Origin of the sequence: Microbacterium sp. F2E, from assembly GCF_020905435.1 — a bacterium.
In the GTDB taxonomy this organism is placed as follows: Bacteria; Actinomycetota; Actinomycetes; order Actinomycetales; family Microbacteriaceae; genus Microbacterium; species Microbacterium lacticum.
Map to the genome: position 1 here is coordinate 1 of NZ_JAJJIB010000015.1, position 13,332 is coordinate 13,332.

The 13,332-nt window shown below is 70.7% G+C and carries 18 protein-coding genes and 1 pseudogene; 11 read left to right on the forward strand and 8 right to left on the reverse strand.

Translation table 11 applies throughout. From position 1 onward, the window contains the following. Nucleotides 1-498 precede the first annotated feature (498 nt). Together LOK55_RS11115 and LOK55_RS11120 are read left to right on the forward strand one after the other, a co-directional pair. Entirely contained in the window at nucleotides 499-654 is a 156-nt protein-coding gene (locus LOK55_RS11115) for a hypothetical protein (protein WP_229935464.1), read from the forward strand. Beyond that, on the forward strand, nucleotides 617-1,414 hold the full coding sequence (locus LOK55_RS11120) for an aldo/keto reductase (protein WP_242089959.1): 798 nt from the start codon (nucleotides 617-619) through the stop codon (nucleotides 1,412-1,414). Before LOK55_RS11115 ends, LOK55_RS11120 begins: the two co-directional genes overlap by 38 nt. A gap of 47 nt (nucleotides 1,415-1,461) precedes the next feature. On the opposite strand, the gene LOK55_RS11125 is transcribed toward LOK55_RS11120, so the two are convergent. The 3 genes from LOK55_RS11125 to LOK55_RS11135 are packed head-to-tail and all read right to left on the reverse strand — an operon-like array spanning nucleotide 1,462 to nucleotide 2,667. Beyond that, on the reverse strand, nucleotides 1,462-1,935 hold the full coding sequence (locus tag LOK55_RS11125) for a DUF6609 family protein (RefSeq protein ID WP_229935418.1): 474 nt from the start codon (nucleotides 1,933-1,935) through the stop codon (nucleotides 1,462-1,464). Nucleotides 1,936-1,966: 31 nt separating this feature from the next. Beyond that, nucleotides 1,967-2,320 (reverse strand): TraR/DksA C4-type zinc finger protein, encoded by a 354-nt coding sequence (locus LOK55_RS11130; protein WP_229935419.1) that lies wholly within the window; start codon nucleotides 2,318-2,320, stop codon nucleotides 1,967-1,969. Then, nucleotides 2,317-2,667, reverse strand: a complete 351-nt coding sequence (locus LOK55_RS11135; protein WP_229935420.1) for a VOC family protein — start codon at nucleotides 2,665-2,667, stop codon at nucleotides 2,317-2,319. The genes LOK55_RS11130 and LOK55_RS11135 overlap by 4 nt, the downstream gene beginning before the upstream one ends. A 125-nt stretch (nucleotides 2,668-2,792) precedes the next feature. On the opposite strand from LOK55_RS11135, the gene LOK55_RS11140 reads away from it, so the two are divergent. The 3 genes from LOK55_RS11140 (at nucleotide 2,793) to LOK55_RS11150 (ending at nucleotide 5,693) form a co-directional block, all read left to right on the forward strand. Continuing rightward, entirely contained in the window at nucleotides 2,793-3,143 is a 351-nt protein-coding gene (locus LOK55_RS11140) for a hypothetical protein (RefSeq protein ID WP_229935421.1), read from the forward strand. A gap of 82 nt (nucleotides 3,144-3,225) precedes the next feature. Further along, nucleotides 3,226-5,547: a phosphoribosylformylglycinamidine synthase subunit PurL gene (gene purL, locus LOK55_RS11145; RefSeq protein ID WP_229935422.1), complete on the forward strand. Its 2,322-nt coding sequence runs from the start codon at nucleotides 3,226-3,228 to the stop codon at nucleotides 5,545-5,547. A gap of 5 nt (nucleotides 5,548-5,552) precedes the next feature. Then, nucleotides 5,553-5,693, forward strand: coding sequence for a hypothetical protein (locus LOK55_RS11150; protein ID WP_170214248.1), 141 nt, complete (start codon nucleotides 5,553-5,555; stop codon nucleotides 5,691-5,693). A gap of 160 nt (nucleotides 5,694-5,853) precedes the next feature. Here LOK55_RS11150 and LOK55_RS14125 read toward each other — a convergent pair whose 3' ends face one another. Then, nucleotides 5,854-6,507, reverse strand: coding sequence for an AAA family ATPase (locus tag LOK55_RS14125; protein ID WP_308066668.1), 654 nt, complete (start codon nucleotides 6,505-6,507; stop codon nucleotides 5,854-5,856). Beyond that, nucleotides 6,419-6,742 carry an ATP-binding protein gene (locus tag LOK55_RS14130; RefSeq protein WP_268252537.1) on the reverse strand — a complete coding sequence of 108 codons (324 nt, stop codon included), beginning with the start codon at nucleotides 6,740-6,742 and terminating at the stop codon, nucleotides 6,419-6,421. The genes LOK55_RS14125 and LOK55_RS14130 overlap by 89 nt, the downstream gene beginning before the upstream one ends. A 93-nt stretch (nucleotides 6,743-6,835) precedes the next feature. On the opposite strand from LOK55_RS14130, the gene LOK55_RS11160 reads away from it, so the two are divergent. After that, nucleotides 6,836-7,876, forward strand: a complete 1,041-nt coding sequence (locus tag LOK55_RS11160) for a hypothetical protein (RefSeq protein ID WP_229935423.1) — start codon at nucleotides 6,836-6,838, stop codon at nucleotides 7,874-7,876. A 25-nt stretch (nucleotides 7,877-7,901) separates the two neighbouring features. Further along, nucleotides 7,902-8,711, forward strand: a complete 810-nt coding sequence (locus LOK55_RS11165) for a hypothetical protein (protein ID WP_229935424.1) — start codon at nucleotides 7,902-7,904, stop codon at nucleotides 8,709-8,711. Between the two features lie 5 nt (nucleotides 8,712-8,716). Here the strand turns inward: LOK55_RS11165 and LOK55_RS11170 are convergent, their stop codons facing one another. From LOK55_RS11170 to LOK55_RS14295, 3 genes and pseudogenes are all read right to left on the reverse strand, one after another. After that, a complete protein-coding gene (locus LOK55_RS11170) occupies nucleotides 8,717-9,016 on the reverse strand; it encodes a chorismate mutase (RefSeq protein WP_229935463.1) in 300 nt (99 codons plus the stop codon). Between the two features lie 225 nt (nucleotides 9,017-9,241). Beyond that, a pseudogene (locus tag LOK55_RS14290) lies at nucleotides 9,242-9,628 on the reverse strand (CBS domain-containing protein); the annotation flags it as partial. Beyond that, complete coding sequence (locus tag LOK55_RS14295) at nucleotides 9,628-9,897, reverse strand: hypothetical protein (protein ID WP_308066666.1); 270 nt, start codon at nucleotides 9,895-9,897, stop codon at nucleotides 9,628-9,630. The pseudogene LOK55_RS14290 and the gene LOK55_RS14295, both read right to left, overlap by 1 nt. Nucleotides 9,898-10,145: 248 nt before the next feature. Here LOK55_RS14295 and LOK55_RS11180 point away from each other — a divergent pair, with 248 nt between their 5' ends. The 4 genes from LOK55_RS11180 to LOK55_RS11195 are packed head-to-tail and all read left to right on the forward strand — an operon-like array spanning nucleotide 10,146 to nucleotide 13,321. Beyond that, on the forward strand, nucleotides 10,146-10,529 hold the full coding sequence (locus tag LOK55_RS11180) for a GntR family transcriptional regulator (RefSeq protein ID WP_229935425.1): 384 nt from the start codon (nucleotides 10,146-10,148) through the stop codon (nucleotides 10,527-10,529). After that, entirely contained in the window at nucleotides 10,526-11,422 is an 897-nt protein-coding gene (locus tag LOK55_RS11185; RefSeq protein ID WP_229935426.1) for an ABC transporter ATP-binding protein, read from the forward strand. Before LOK55_RS11180 ends, LOK55_RS11185 begins: the two co-directional genes overlap by 4 nt. Next, nucleotides 11,419-12,114 (forward strand): hypothetical protein, encoded by a 696-nt coding sequence (locus tag LOK55_RS11190; RefSeq protein ID WP_229935427.1) that lies wholly within the window; start codon nucleotides 11,419-11,421, stop codon nucleotides 12,112-12,114. Before LOK55_RS11185 ends, LOK55_RS11190 begins: the two co-directional genes overlap by 4 nt. Nucleotides 12,115-12,130: 16 nt before the next feature. Beyond that, nucleotides 12,131-13,321: an AI-2E family transporter gene (locus LOK55_RS11195; RefSeq protein ID WP_229935428.1), complete on the forward strand. Its 1,191-nt coding sequence runs from the start codon at nucleotides 12,131-12,133 to the stop codon at nucleotides 13,319-13,321. The last annotated feature ends 11 nt before the right edge of the window (nucleotides 13,322-13,332 follow it).

Genomic DNA, 13,332 nt, shown 5'->3' on the forward strand with positions numbered 1-13,332 from the left:
CTCGTCACTCAGGACCAGATCAGCTTTCGGACGCCCAACTCGTGCCATACCCCATTCTAAGAGATAGACAACGAATTACTGGCGTACGACACTAGTTCGTTGTCGTTCATGACGCCTCCCAGCGTGGTTCACAAACAACATGTCCAGCAAGGCGTGAGGTGTTGCATCCGCCGGACAGATGTATCCGGAGATACATGCAGTCATCGATCGGGCTAGGAGAAGGTGTCGACAAGCGTCGATCCCGGCGCCCTGAATCGAAGGAGAGAAATGGCAGACAATAGGCCGCGCAGCAAACGCGGACGGCGTGCGCTCACAATGTCCATCGCAGCTGCTGCGTTCGTTACGGCGCTCGTCGGAGTAGGCACCGCACCTGCAATGGCGTGGGGCAGTGTCAAGGTCGGCGCTCCCGGCGGCTGCACGGGAAGCGCATCTGGCAATAGCTGGATTTCGGGACCCACGGCACATGCTGAGACGGGTGAGAGCGGCAACATCTGTCTCGTGATCGTGCCGGTGAGCGCGGGCCTACGCCACAACGGCGACTCCACGTTGTGGAATGGCTCGACCGGAGTGAGCTACGTTCACGTCACCGCGTCGCAGATCGCTTACGGCTACGACGGTGGCTGGCACCGCTGGGGCGCAAAGGTCGCCAGTTGATCCACCGAATCCGGGTTCCGCTCTCCGCCGCCTTCTCCCTCACCCTGAGGTCGAGAACTCGCTCGGCCGACTCGGCACGGACTGGATCGACCTCTACCAGGTGCACCGCCCCGATCCCGCCGTCGACATCGAGGAGACCCTCGGCGCCCTCAGCGACCTCGTCCACCAGGGCAAGATCCGCTACATCGGGTCATCCTCGTTCTCCGGCTCGCAGATCGTCGAAGCGCAGTGGGCGTCCCGCGCCCGCCGCCTCGAGCGGTTCGTCACTGAGCAGCCGCCGTACTCGATCCTCGTCCGCGGCATCGAGGAGGGCGTCCTCCCGACCGCGCAGCGGCACGGGATGGGCACCCTCACTTACAGCCCCCTGTCCGGCGGGTGGTTGTCGGGCACGTGGCGGAAGGATGCCGCGGGCGCGCCCACCTCGTCGGCGCGACCGAAGGCACGCTTCGACATGTCCGCCCCCGCGAACCAGCGGAAGCTCGACATCGTCGAAGATCTCGCCCAGCTCGCCGAGCAGAACGACATGACACTGATCGAGATGTCCATCGCGTTCGCGATCAACCACCCGGGCGTCACCGCCGCCATCGTCGGGCCCCGCACCATGGAACAGCTCGATTCCTACCTGCCCGCCGCCGACATCCGCCTGTCCACGGACGTGCCGGATCGGATCGACCAGCTCGTCGCGCCCGGCGTCACCGTCAACCCCGACGACAACAGCTACGGCGCGCACGAACTGCAGCCAACCGCACGCCGGCGGTGACCCGCTCCCGGCTATCGCCGACCGCGCGGGCCGGCGTCAAGACCTGGTCATGACGCCAGCGCCGCGCGGCCGACCAGCAGGCACGGGATGGCGGCGAGGAGGAGCACCGGCGCTCCGAGCAGTCCGCACCAGAAGCTGCGGGCGATGTCGGATGCCGGGAGCAGCGCCGCGACGACGGCGATGACGGTCAGGGCGACGCCCGCCCACGCCATGATCGGCTGCCCGCACACGAACGCGAGCGGCACGAAGTGGATGCCGACGACCGCGAGGATGAGCGGCGCGATCAGGTCGCTGCGTCGCGCGAGGGTGACCCACACGACGAGCGCGACACACGCGACGACCTCGATCGCGACCACGATGAGGTAGGCCACCCACGCGGTTCCCTGGAAGCGCATCGCCGTCCCGGCGGACCAGTGCCGCACCACAAGCGGGATCGCGAAACCCGCGACGACGAGTCCGATCACCCCGAGCCCGGCCAGCACGACCCGCACGCGCGAGGGGCCGCCCCGGCGCCGGATCACACGCCCGGCATCCTCTGCGCGCCGACCGCGCTCAACCTCCGCGACGCTCCGCACACGCGACGCAGCGCGTCGCGAAGGGGCGCGCCTCGAGCCGCGCGGCCGGGATCTCCCGGCCGCACACCTCGCAGATGCCGTACGTGCCGGCATCCACCCGCGCGAGCGCCACGTCGACGTCGGCGCGTTCGAGTGCGGCCGACCGGCGCAGCGCCTCGATGCGCTGCCACTCCCCCGACAGCGTCGAGCCCTCCGGGTCGTGCTCGTCGTCGGCGGTCGCGTCGGCCCGGTCGGCGCGCACCGCGCTCTCGTCGGCATCGAGGCGGGCGAGCAGCGCGTCGAGCTCCGCCGCCCGCGCGCAGAGCGCCGCCCGCGGATCGGAGCCGGTCACCCCTGGTAGCCGATGAGCCAGGTCACCCCGAACCGGTCGCGCACCTGCCCGTCGTGGTCGCCCCAGGGCTTCAGCGCGAGCGGGTCGAGCACACCCCCGTCGGCGACGAACGTGGCGAACTGGATGCCTCGGAGCACCGTCGTCTCCTCGCCGGGCGCCGTGTCCGAGGCGAACAGCTCGACGGGACCCTGCAACATGCCGTGCGCCACAGCGTCGGCCGGCCCGTCGTCGCGGCCCAGCTCGGCGGAGGTGTGCAGCACGATCTCACCGCCGAAGACGTCTCGGTAGAACTCCAGCGCCGCTCGGGCCGTTCCGTCGAAGTGCAGATAGGGCGTGATCCCGGTCATGCGCCGACTCTACGACCGGGCGCCGACACGCGCGAGACCCCGACCTGTCGGGCCCGTGTCAACCCCCCTCCCTCGCCGCGCCCGGCGGCGCAGACTCGGACACAAGCCCCATCGAAGGAGAGATCATGTCCGACCCGAACTCCACCGCCCCCGACGACGCCACGACCGAGGCCGCGGCCCGTGCGGCAGGCCAGGCCGCCGACCCGAACTCGACGGCCCAGCCGACGACGGAGCAGCTCGCCGAGCCGAGCACCGAGAAGGAGCCCGACGAGGAGCCGCTCGCACCGAACCCGTCGGAGCCGACCGTGCCGTCGCCGACCGAGCCCGGCGCCCCGACCCCGAGCGAACCGACGGTCCCCTCGCCCGAGGAGACTCCCGCGCCGGCGCCCGCCGAGCCCGGAACCGTCTCGCCGAGCGCCGGCGAACCCAGCCACGAGGCCACCGGCATCGGGGTGATCGGCGGCGCGGACGAGTGAGCCACGGGGGCATCCGTCGCCAGGGCACGCGCGGCTAGACTGGGTCCCACCCCCGGCATCCCGAGTCTTGGAGTCCAGCCGCGTGAGCACCCCTGTCGCCGATACCGTCCAGCACGCCGCGGAGACCCCCGAGAAGGAGCAGCCGTACGGCGCCCTCGGGCTCAAGCCCGACGAGTACGCGCAGATCAAGCAGATCCTCGGCCGCCGCCCCACGTCAGGCGAGCTCGCCATGTACTCCGTGATGTGGAGCGAGCACTGCTCCTACAAGTCGTCGAAGATCTACCTGCGCCGCTTCGGCCAGAAGGTCTCGGAGGAGATGAAGAGCCGCCTCATGGTCGGCATGGGGCAGAACGCGGGCGTCGTCGACGTCGGCGAGGGATGGGCGGTGACCTTCAAGGTCGAGTCGCACAACCACCCGAGCTACATCGAGCCGTTCCAGGGCGCCGCGACGGGTGTCGGCGGCATCGTCCGCGACATCATCTCGATGGGCGCGCGCCCCGTCGCCGTCATGGACCAGCTCCGCTTCGGCGCGATGGACCACCCCGACACCCCGCGCGTCGTGCACGGCGTGACGAGCGGGATCTCGTTCTACGCGAACTGCCTGGGTCTGCCGAACATCGGCGGCGAGACCGTCTTCGACGCCGTCTACCAGGGGAACCCGCTCGTCAACGCCCTCGCGGTCGGCGTCATGCGCCACGAGGACATCAAGCTCGCCAACGCCACCGGCGCCGGCAACAAGGTCGTGCTCTTCGGCGCACGCACGGGCGGCGACGGCATCGGCGGGGCGTCGATCCTGGCATCCGACACCTTCGCCGACGGCGGCCCGACCAAGCGCCCCGCCGTGCAGGTCGGCGACCCGTTCGCCGAGAAGGTGCTCATCGAGTGCTGCCTCGAGCTCTACGCGGGCGAGCTCGTCGAGGCGATCCAAGACCTGGGAGCCGCCGGCATCTCGTGCGCGACGAGCGAGCTCGCCGCCAACGGCGGCTCGGGCATGCGCGTCGACCTCGAGAACGTGCTGCTGCGCGACCCGTCGCTCACTCCCGAGGAGATCCTCATGAGCGAGTCGCAGGAGCGCATGATGGCGATCGTGGCACCCGAGAAGCTGGATTCCTTCCTCGCGGTGACGGGCAAGTGGGACGTCGAGACGAGCGTTCTCGGCGAGGTGACCGGCGACGGGCGCCTGCAGATCTTCTGGCACGGCGAGCAGATCGTCGACGTCGACCCCTCGACCGTCGCGGTCGACGGCCCGGTCTACGAGCGCCCCGTCGCCTACCCGACCTGGATCGACGCCCTCCAGCTCGACTCGGCCGCCGCCCTCCCCCGCACCGACGACCCCGCCGTGCTCAAGGACCAGTTCGTCGAGCTGCTCGGCAGCGCCAACCTCGCCGACACCTCGTGGGTGACGAACCAGTACGACTACTACGTCATGGGCAACACGGCGCTGAGCTTCCCCGACGACGCCGGCATGATCCGGGTCGACGAGGAGTCGGGCCTCGGCTTCGCGATCGCCACCGACTGCAACGGCCGGTACTGCCAGCTCGACCCGTACGCGGGCGCACAGCTCGCCCTCGCGGAGGCGTACCGCAACGTCGCCGTCACGGGCGCCGTGCCCACCGCCGTCACCGACTGCCTGAACTTCGGCAGCCCCGAGAACCCCGAAGTGATGTGGCAGTTCGGCCAGGCCGTCGACGGTCTCGCCGACGCGTGCCTCGAGCTCGGCGTGCCCGTCACCGGCGGCAACGTCAGTTTCTACAACCAGACCGGCGACACCCCGATCTTCCCGACCCCGGTCGTGGGCGTGCTCGGCATCATCGACGACGTCGCTCGCCGCATCCCGAGCGGCTGGCAGGATGCCGGTGAGAACATCTACCTGCTCGGCATCACCTCGACCGAGCTCAGCGGCTCGGCCTGGGCGGGCACCGTGCACGGCCACCTCGGCGGTCGCCCGCCGGCGGTCGACCTCGCCGCCGAGCGTCGCCTCGCCGAGCTCATCCAGGCCGCATCGCGGCAGGAGCTCGTCTCGTCGGCGCACGACCTCTCCTCGGGCGGTCTCGGTCAGGCCCTCGCCGAAGCCGTCATGCGCTTCGGCGTCGGCGCCCGCGTGTGGCTGCGCGAGATCATGGAGCGCGACGGAGTGGATGCCGCGACCGCGCTCTTCTCCGAGTCGACCGGCCGGGTCATCGTGTCGGTGCCGCGCGAGGAGGACGTGAAGTTCCGGGGCCTGTGCGAGGGCCGTGGCTACCCGGTGCTGCGCATCGGCGTGACCGATCCCGCCGCGGACGGCGACGAGCCGGCCCTCGAGGTGCAGGACGTCTTTACCCTCACGGTGCCGGAACTGCGAGCGATCTCCCAGGCGACCCTTCCCGCCGCGTTCGGCGCGACGGTCGCCGAGCCCGTAGGCTGAGCGTCATGACTGCTCCCTCCGACGAAGAATTCGACGAGATCGTCGAGAAGCGCGCACGCCGCACGCGCGTTATCGCCTGGATCGTGATCATCTCGCTGATCCTCGTCGGCGGCGGCGCGACGGTGCTCGCGCTCATCTTCGGCTGACCGCGCGCCCGCGACCCGCGGATCTGAGGTGCCTCAGCCCCGAACATCGGGCGATCGACCGATGCCCACGGGGGGCCTTAGCGACGACCGAGGAACGTGACGAACACCGTTTCTCACCTTCCAAAGGAGTCGCCATGCGTTCCGACCTCGATCTCATCGTCTACCGTCGCCGTGAGGCGGACATCATCGAACTCGCCGGGCAGCGGGCGTCGCCCGAGAGCCGCTCGTAGCGGGCCAGCAGCAGCTCGCGGAGGGTCTCGGGGATCGCGCTGTCGCGCCGGCAGGCGTCGATCGCGACGAGCTCCTCGACGAAGAACGGGATGCCGTCGCTGCGCTCGAAGACCGCGTCGACGTCGGTGTCCGCGGGCGCCTCGCCGATCAGCTGGTGCATCTGGCGGCGCACCTCGCCGCGGGTGAGCGGGCCGAGGTCCCACCGCTCGGCGGCGCGGTGGCGCTCGGCCTCGATGAGGAACGGGCGCGCGGGATGCCGGGGGCCGATGTCCTCGCCGCGGTAGGTGAGCACGAACAGCACCCGGCCCGCGGTGAGCGCGCGCATCGAGAACTGCACGGCGGCGAGGCTCGCCCCGTCGATCCAGTGGAGGCCTTCGATCACGACGACGACGGGACGCTCGCGCGAGGCCGCCTCGAGCAGCAGGGCGATCGCCTCGTGCAGCTGGGCCGCGCCGGCTCCGCCGACGGCGCCGGGTCGGAGCCGCCCTCCGGTGTCAGCTCGGTGAGCGCCGCGAGGGCGGGACCGGCCGCCTCCCGCGCGAACCCGAGCCCGAGCGCACCGACGACCGCCCGCAGCACGGATGTGATCGGCGCGTGCGGCGCGGAGACGTCTCCGAGATGAACGCACTGCCCGCGCCGACGATCGCGTCGTCGGCCGGGCGGTCGGCGAACGCGTCGACGAGGCGGCTCTTGCCCATGCCCGCCTCGCCGCGCAGGAGAGCGAACACGGGCGATCCCGACCGGGCGCGCTCCAGGGCGTCGTCGAGCCGCGCCACGTCGGCGTCGCGGCCGATGAGGGGGGCGCTCGAGACGGTCATCCCCTCATGCTGGCACGAGCATGCGACACCGGGGCGCGCACCGGGCAACACCACCCCCGTTCTCCTTTCAGGCATGCTCGATACCATGGCCAGGTGGATCCAGTGTGGGCGGCGATCGCCGAGTTCTGGTGGATCGGCCCGACGATGATCGGCGCCGGCACCCTCGGCTGGATCGGGCTGCGCCGAGGCCGCTCGACGAAGGCCCGTCGCCTCGCCTATGACGCGTCGCGCGATGCGCTGCGCCAGGCGCGGCAGGATGCCGCGGCCGCACGCGTCGGCGTGCGGGTCGCCCGCGCCGAGCTCTCGCAGGTGCAGGCCGAGGCCACCGCCGGCCGCGCGAGCCACGCCGAGGTCGCCGCGGCGCGGCGCGCGCTCGACGCCGCGCAGCGCAACACGCGGGCGGCGTCAGCGGGAGTGCGCGCACGACGGGCGAACCTGTCGGCCGACCGCGTCGCGCTGAGCGCGCAGAGCGGCCGCGGCGCCGACCCGGCCCAGCTGCCGCTCGCCCGGCTGATGGCCACCGACGACGCGATCACCGCGCGCTGGATGCAGTACGAGACGGATGCGGCACGCCAGCTCGCCTTCCCCGCCCTCGGCGATGCACGCGTACCGACCACGGCCGCCTTCCTCGCCGAGCTGAAGACGACCCGTGCCCTCCGACCGGCCGCCCCCGACGTGCGGATCACGCCCGCCCAGTTCACCGCCTACCGCGACGGCGTGGCCCGCCTCGGCCGCGCGTTCGACGCCGCCGAAGCCGAGGCCTGGCGCCTCGCGCGCAAGGACCGCTCGGCGCCCGCCGGCCCCGGCCCGGATGCCGCAGCACCCGCGGCGTGGGTCGTCTCGGTTCAGGAGATCGCACAGAACCTCACGCAGAGCGTGCTGGCGCGGGGTGCCGAGGCGCTCGCCCGCGCCACCGCCCCGCGCACGCAGCCCGCGCCGCCCGAGCACCCGGCAAAGTCCGAGCAACCCGCACGGCAGCCGCCGGATGCCACGACGCGCCCGACCCCGCCGAACGCCTCCCCGGGGGGCGACCAGACCACCGGCACGCCTCGCGCCGACCAGGCATCCGATGCCCCACCGGCTCCGCCGGTCTGGCCGATTCCGTCGCGGAGTGCCCGCCCGCCGCGCCCGTGAGGGCGCACGCACGTAAGGTGTGACGGTGGACTTCTGGCAGTTTCTGGCCGGCTATTGGTGGCTCGCGTTCCCGGTCCTCGGCGTGCTCGGCGGCCTCGGCCAGCGGTGGGAGCGCGGCGCGCGCTCGCGGCACAAGCGGCGTCTCGAGATCCTGCAGGCCAAGGCGGCGCTGAAGGCCGCCGAGCCGCCCAAGCAGGTCGCGCACGCGACCGAGCCGAAGCCCCTCACGAAGGCGTCGCCCACCCAGCCGCAGCTCGAGAAGCTCTTCGCCGAGCACGACGCGGTCACCGCGCGCTGGCTGGAGTACGAGCTGGACGTCGCGAAGCTCATCGCCTACCCGACGATCAGTGACGGGCGACAGCCGCTCACCGCCGCGTTCCTCCGCGCCAAGAAGACCGCCGACCGCCTGCGGCCGGGCTCACCCAAGGCCCACCTGACCGACGGGGAGCTCGCCGCCTACGCGAGCGCGGTCACCGACTACGAGGTCGCCTTCGACGTCGCCGAGCGCGAAGCGCGGCGGCTCAAGGACTCGGACTTCTCCGAGACCGAGCGCAAGCGCCTGCAGACGGCGCAGCAGCTGCTGTCGGTCGCCGTCGACGGCGGCGCCACCGCGGCGGAGCGCCAGATCGCCTACAAGCGCGTGCGCGAAGAGCTGGAGGGGCTCATCGTCGTCTCCGACGAGGCGATCACCGTGCTCGAGGAGAAGGTCGCGCTACCCCTCGCCGCGCGGGCCCCGCAGATGCCCGCGCCGCCGCCGGCGGCCTCGCAGCCACCCGCGAACCCACAGCCCCCGCAGACCCCGCCCGCCGCGGCGTCCTCCGACGACGCGGTCTGATCCCGTCAGGCGCCTTCGGCGGCGGTGGTGTGGTGGCGGATGACCTCGGCGACCACGAAGTTGAACCACTTCTCGGCGAACTCGGGGTCGAGGTCGGCCTCGGCGGCGAGGCGGCGCAGGCGCGCGATCTGCTGCTCTTCGCGGGCGGGGTCGGAGGGAGGCATCCCGTACTCCGCCTTCAGCACGCCGACCTGCTGCGTCGCCTTGAAGCGTTCGGCCAGCATGTGGATGAGCGCCGCGTCGATGTTGTCGATGCTCCCGCGCAGACGCACGAGAGTCGCGGACGGGTCGGGCTGCTCGCTCATGCCCCCGACTTTATCGCGAAGCGGGGGCGAGACCGGCCGAAGACCGGGCTCGCCCGGGGTGGGGGCGCCTCCGGCGGCGGTGTCGACGAGCGGGGTGAACTCGGCGACCATGTCGATCGGGCTCTGGATGATCGGCATCTCGCGGGTCGTCGCCGGCACATTGCCGAGCGCGGCGAGCAGGGTGACGCGCGGGATGACGCCGAGCAGGCGTCGGTTCTCGTCGACGACCGCGAGGGGCACGGTCGCCTCGACGGCGGTCTCGACGATGTCGGTGAGCAGGTCGTCGGGTCCGACCGTCGGGAGTGCCCGCGGCGAGGCATCCACCACGCGGCGGAGGTCCGTCTCGCCCGCCTTCACGGCGCGGATGACGGCGCGATCGGTGACGACGCCCACGAGGCGCCGGTTCTCGACGGCGAACAGCGCCCCGGTCTGCTGCGCGCGCATGGTGCGCAGGGCGCCGCGCACGCCCGCGCTCAGCGGCATGGTGGCGTGCGGGGGCTCCATGACGGATGCCGCGGTGAGCACGCGTGCGCGGTCGACGTCTTGCACGACGAGCTGCTCCTGCATCTCGCGGCGGATGAGCGGGTCGAGCGCCGAGAACGCCTCGTCCATCAGCAGGATGTCGATGCCCGCGGTGAGGGCGCGGGCGATGCCGACGGGCCCATGATCACGAAGGTCTCGCCGCGCTGCACGGAGAAGCTCGCGTCGATGACGGCGGCGGTACCGGCGTCGGCGACCTCGGCGCGGGTCTGGCCTCGGCGCAGTCGCTGCACGGCGTCTTTGGGCGCTCGGCCGAACACTTTGAACAGGTTCCGCGCCTCGAGAAGCGGCGCGGTCTCGCCAGTCGCCTCGCGAGGGGTGGTCTCAGGAGCAAGAGTCACAGAACACCTCGGCAGCCCGGTGCACAGGCTGCATCGGTCACGCCCGGGTGCCGGCCACGGGCGCTCTGCAGGGTCGGCGTCGGGCCACCTCCCCAACGTTTCAGGCATCGACATGGGCCTGCAAATTGGACACTCGGCGCCTCAGTCGCTACGCGCGGGCGCGTGGCGATCGATCGGGGCTTGCGTCGCGCAAGGTTCTGTGGTTACTTAGTCAAGTAACTAACCCATCAACCAGGAACGGCGGCGGAGTGATCGAAGAAGGAAAGGCGCTGTTCCTGCAGATCGCCGAGAACGTCGAAGACTCCATCCTCGACGGCAGCCTCGCCGACGACGCGCGGGCGCCCTCGACGAACGAACTCGCCGCCTTTTACCGCATCAACCCCGCCACCGCCGCGAAAGGAGTGAACGTGCTCGTCGAAAGAAGCATCCTCGTCAAACGCCGCGGCATCGGCATGTTCGTCGCTCCCGGCGCCCGCGCGCAGCTGATCGCAGAGCGTCGCGGGGCCTTCGCCGACCGCTACATCGACCCGCTCCTGGCCGAGGCCTCCGCTCTCGGCCTCGACGCCGACGACCTGGCCCAGCTTCTGCGGGAGCGGGCCGCCGCACACCGTACCGAAGGGAACCGCCCATGACCGTCATCGAGGTGCAGCACCTCACCAAGCGCTACAAGGAGACCCTCGCCCTCGACGACGTGTCTCTCGCCTTCGAGGAGAACACGATCTACGGCCTTCTCGGCCGCAACGGCGCCGGCAAGACGACACTCATGTCGATCCTCACCGCGCAGAACTTCGCCACGTCGGGCACGGCGCGCGTGTTCGGCGCGGACCCGTATGAGAACGCCGGCGTGCTCCAGCGCATCTGCTTCGTGCGGGAGAGCCAGAAGTACCCCGAGGACGCCCTCCCGACGCACGCGTTCCGCATGGCGAGCCTGTTCTTCCCGAACTGGGATCAGGGCTTCGCCGACGAACTCGTCGCGGCGTTCGAGCTGCCGCTGAAGACCCGCATCAAGAAGCTCTCCCGCGGGCAGCTCTCGGCGGTGGGCGTCATCATCGGGCTCGCCTCGCGGGCCGAGATCACGTTCTTCGACGAGCCGTACCTCGGGCTTGACGCCGTCGCGCGCCAGCTCTTCTACGACCGGCTGATCGAGGACTACGCGGAGCACCCGCGCACCGTCATCCTCTCCAGTCACCTGATCGACGAGGTGTCGAACCTCATCGAGCGGGTCGTCGTCATCGACGGCGGTCGCATCCTCCTCGACGAGGAGACCGACGCGGTGCGCTCGCGCGCCGCCGCGATCGTCGGCGACGCGGCGGCCGTCGAGGCGTTCGCCGCCGGGCGCGAGGTCATCCACCGCGAGAGCCTCGGACACGTCACGAGCGTCACGGTGCTCGGCGAGCTCACCGCCGCGGATCGGGCCGCCCTCCAGGCATCCGGGCTCGACCTCGCGCCCGTGTCACTGCAACAGCTGATCGTCCGCCTCACCCAGCATGCCGCGCAGCCCGCGGCGGAAGGAGCACTCCGATGAGCCGCACGCTGAACGTCGTCCGCATGCAGCTGGCCAACCGCGAGACCTTCGTGTGGGTGCCGCTGCTCATCCTCGGCAGCTCCTTCGTGATCTCCCTGATCATCTGGGGAATCATCGCCGCCGGCGGCGTCACGACCAACATGTACGGCGGCGGCGCCCAGGCACCGCTGTGGTACTTCATCGCGGTGGGGGTGCAGGCCCTCACGCTGACGTTCCCGTTCTCCCAGGCGCTGAGCGTCACCCGGCGGGAGTTCTTCCTCGGCACGATGCTGACCGCGGCGCTGACGGCGGGCATCCTCGCCCTCATCTTCGTCGTCGGCGGGCTCATCGAGATCGCCACGAACGGCTGGGGCATCGGGGGCTACTTCTTCGCGCTCGACTGGCTGTGGGCGTCGGGGCCGCTCGCGGCGGGGCTGTTCTTCTTCACTCTGACGATGATGGTCTTCACCCTCGGGTTCTGGGCGGCGACCGTGTACAAGCGGTGGGGGTCGTTCCGGCTGACGCTCATCCTCGTGGGCATCGCCCTCGTGCTGCTCGCCGCTATCTGGCTGATCACCGTGACCCGGTCGTGGCCGGAGGTGATGGGGTTCATCGTCGAGTCGGGCGTCTGGGGGCTGACGGTCGTGCTCGCGGTGATCACGATCGCGCAGGCGCTTGGATCGGCCGCGGTCCTCCCAAAGACGACCGTCTGACCCTAGAGTGTGACGCATGGGCGAACCCGAACCGACGCCGTACCGCAGCTCCGCCGACGCGACCGCCGCCAGTGCCGCCACGAGCGCTGGCGGCGAGGCCGTTCCGACGCCCGACGCGACGACGGTCGCGCTCGAGAACCAGGTGCCCGCGCGCACGATCTGGGCGAACCTCAACCATCCGTTCGTCATCGGGTTCTTCCTGACGTTCGGCGGCCTCGTGGCCTTCGCCCTCGGCATGGCGATCACGAGCCTCGTCACCATCTGGATCTACATCGCGTTCGCGATGTTCGCCGCGCTCGGACTCGACCCGCTGGTGCGGCGGCTGCAGGCGCGCGGCATGAAGCGTGCGTGGGCGATCACGGTGGTCTACTTCCTGTTCACGCTCGTGATCATCGCGATCCTCTGGCTCATCGTCCCCACGGTCATCCAGCAGATCGCCCAGTTCATCCGCGACCTGCCCGGCATGATCGGCGACTTCCAGCGCTCCGACCTGTTCGCGTGGCTCGTCACCCAGTTCGGCGACCAGGCGCCCGACCTGCTCGCCGAGCTGCAGAAGTTCCTGACCGACCCGAACAACGTCGCCGCGATCGGCGGCGGCGTGCTCTCGATCGGGCTGAGCATCGGTACGACGATCTCGGGCATCATCATCATCATCGTGCTGAGCCTGTACTTCCTCGCCTCGCTGCCCGAGATCAAGCAGGCGTTCTACCGCCTGTGGCCGGCGCGTCTGCGTTCCACGACCACCGAGATCACCGAGCAGATCACCGAGTCGGTGGGCGGCTACCTCGGCGGCATGGTCGTGCTGGCATTCTTCAACTCGCTCGTCGCGTTCCTGCTGTATCTGTTCCTCGGCCTGCCGTTCGCCGCGCTGATGGCCGTCGTGGCCTTCTCGGTCACGCTCATCCCGCTCGTCGGCAGCGTGCTGTTCTGGGCGATCGGCACGGTGGTCGCCCTCATCGCCAGCCCGATCGGCGGTCTCGTCTTCGCGATCGTCTACCTCGTGTACATGCAGATCGAGGCATATGTTCTGACGCCGAAGGTGATGAACAAGGCGATCTCGGTTCCCGGCTCGCTCGTGGTCATCGGCGCGCTCGTCGGCGGCACGCTGATGGGCCTCCTCGGTGCGCTCGTCGCGATCCCCGTGACGGCGTCGATCCTGCTGATCATCAAGAAGGTCTACATCCCGAAGCAGGATGCCGCGGTCTGAGGCTTCTGCGA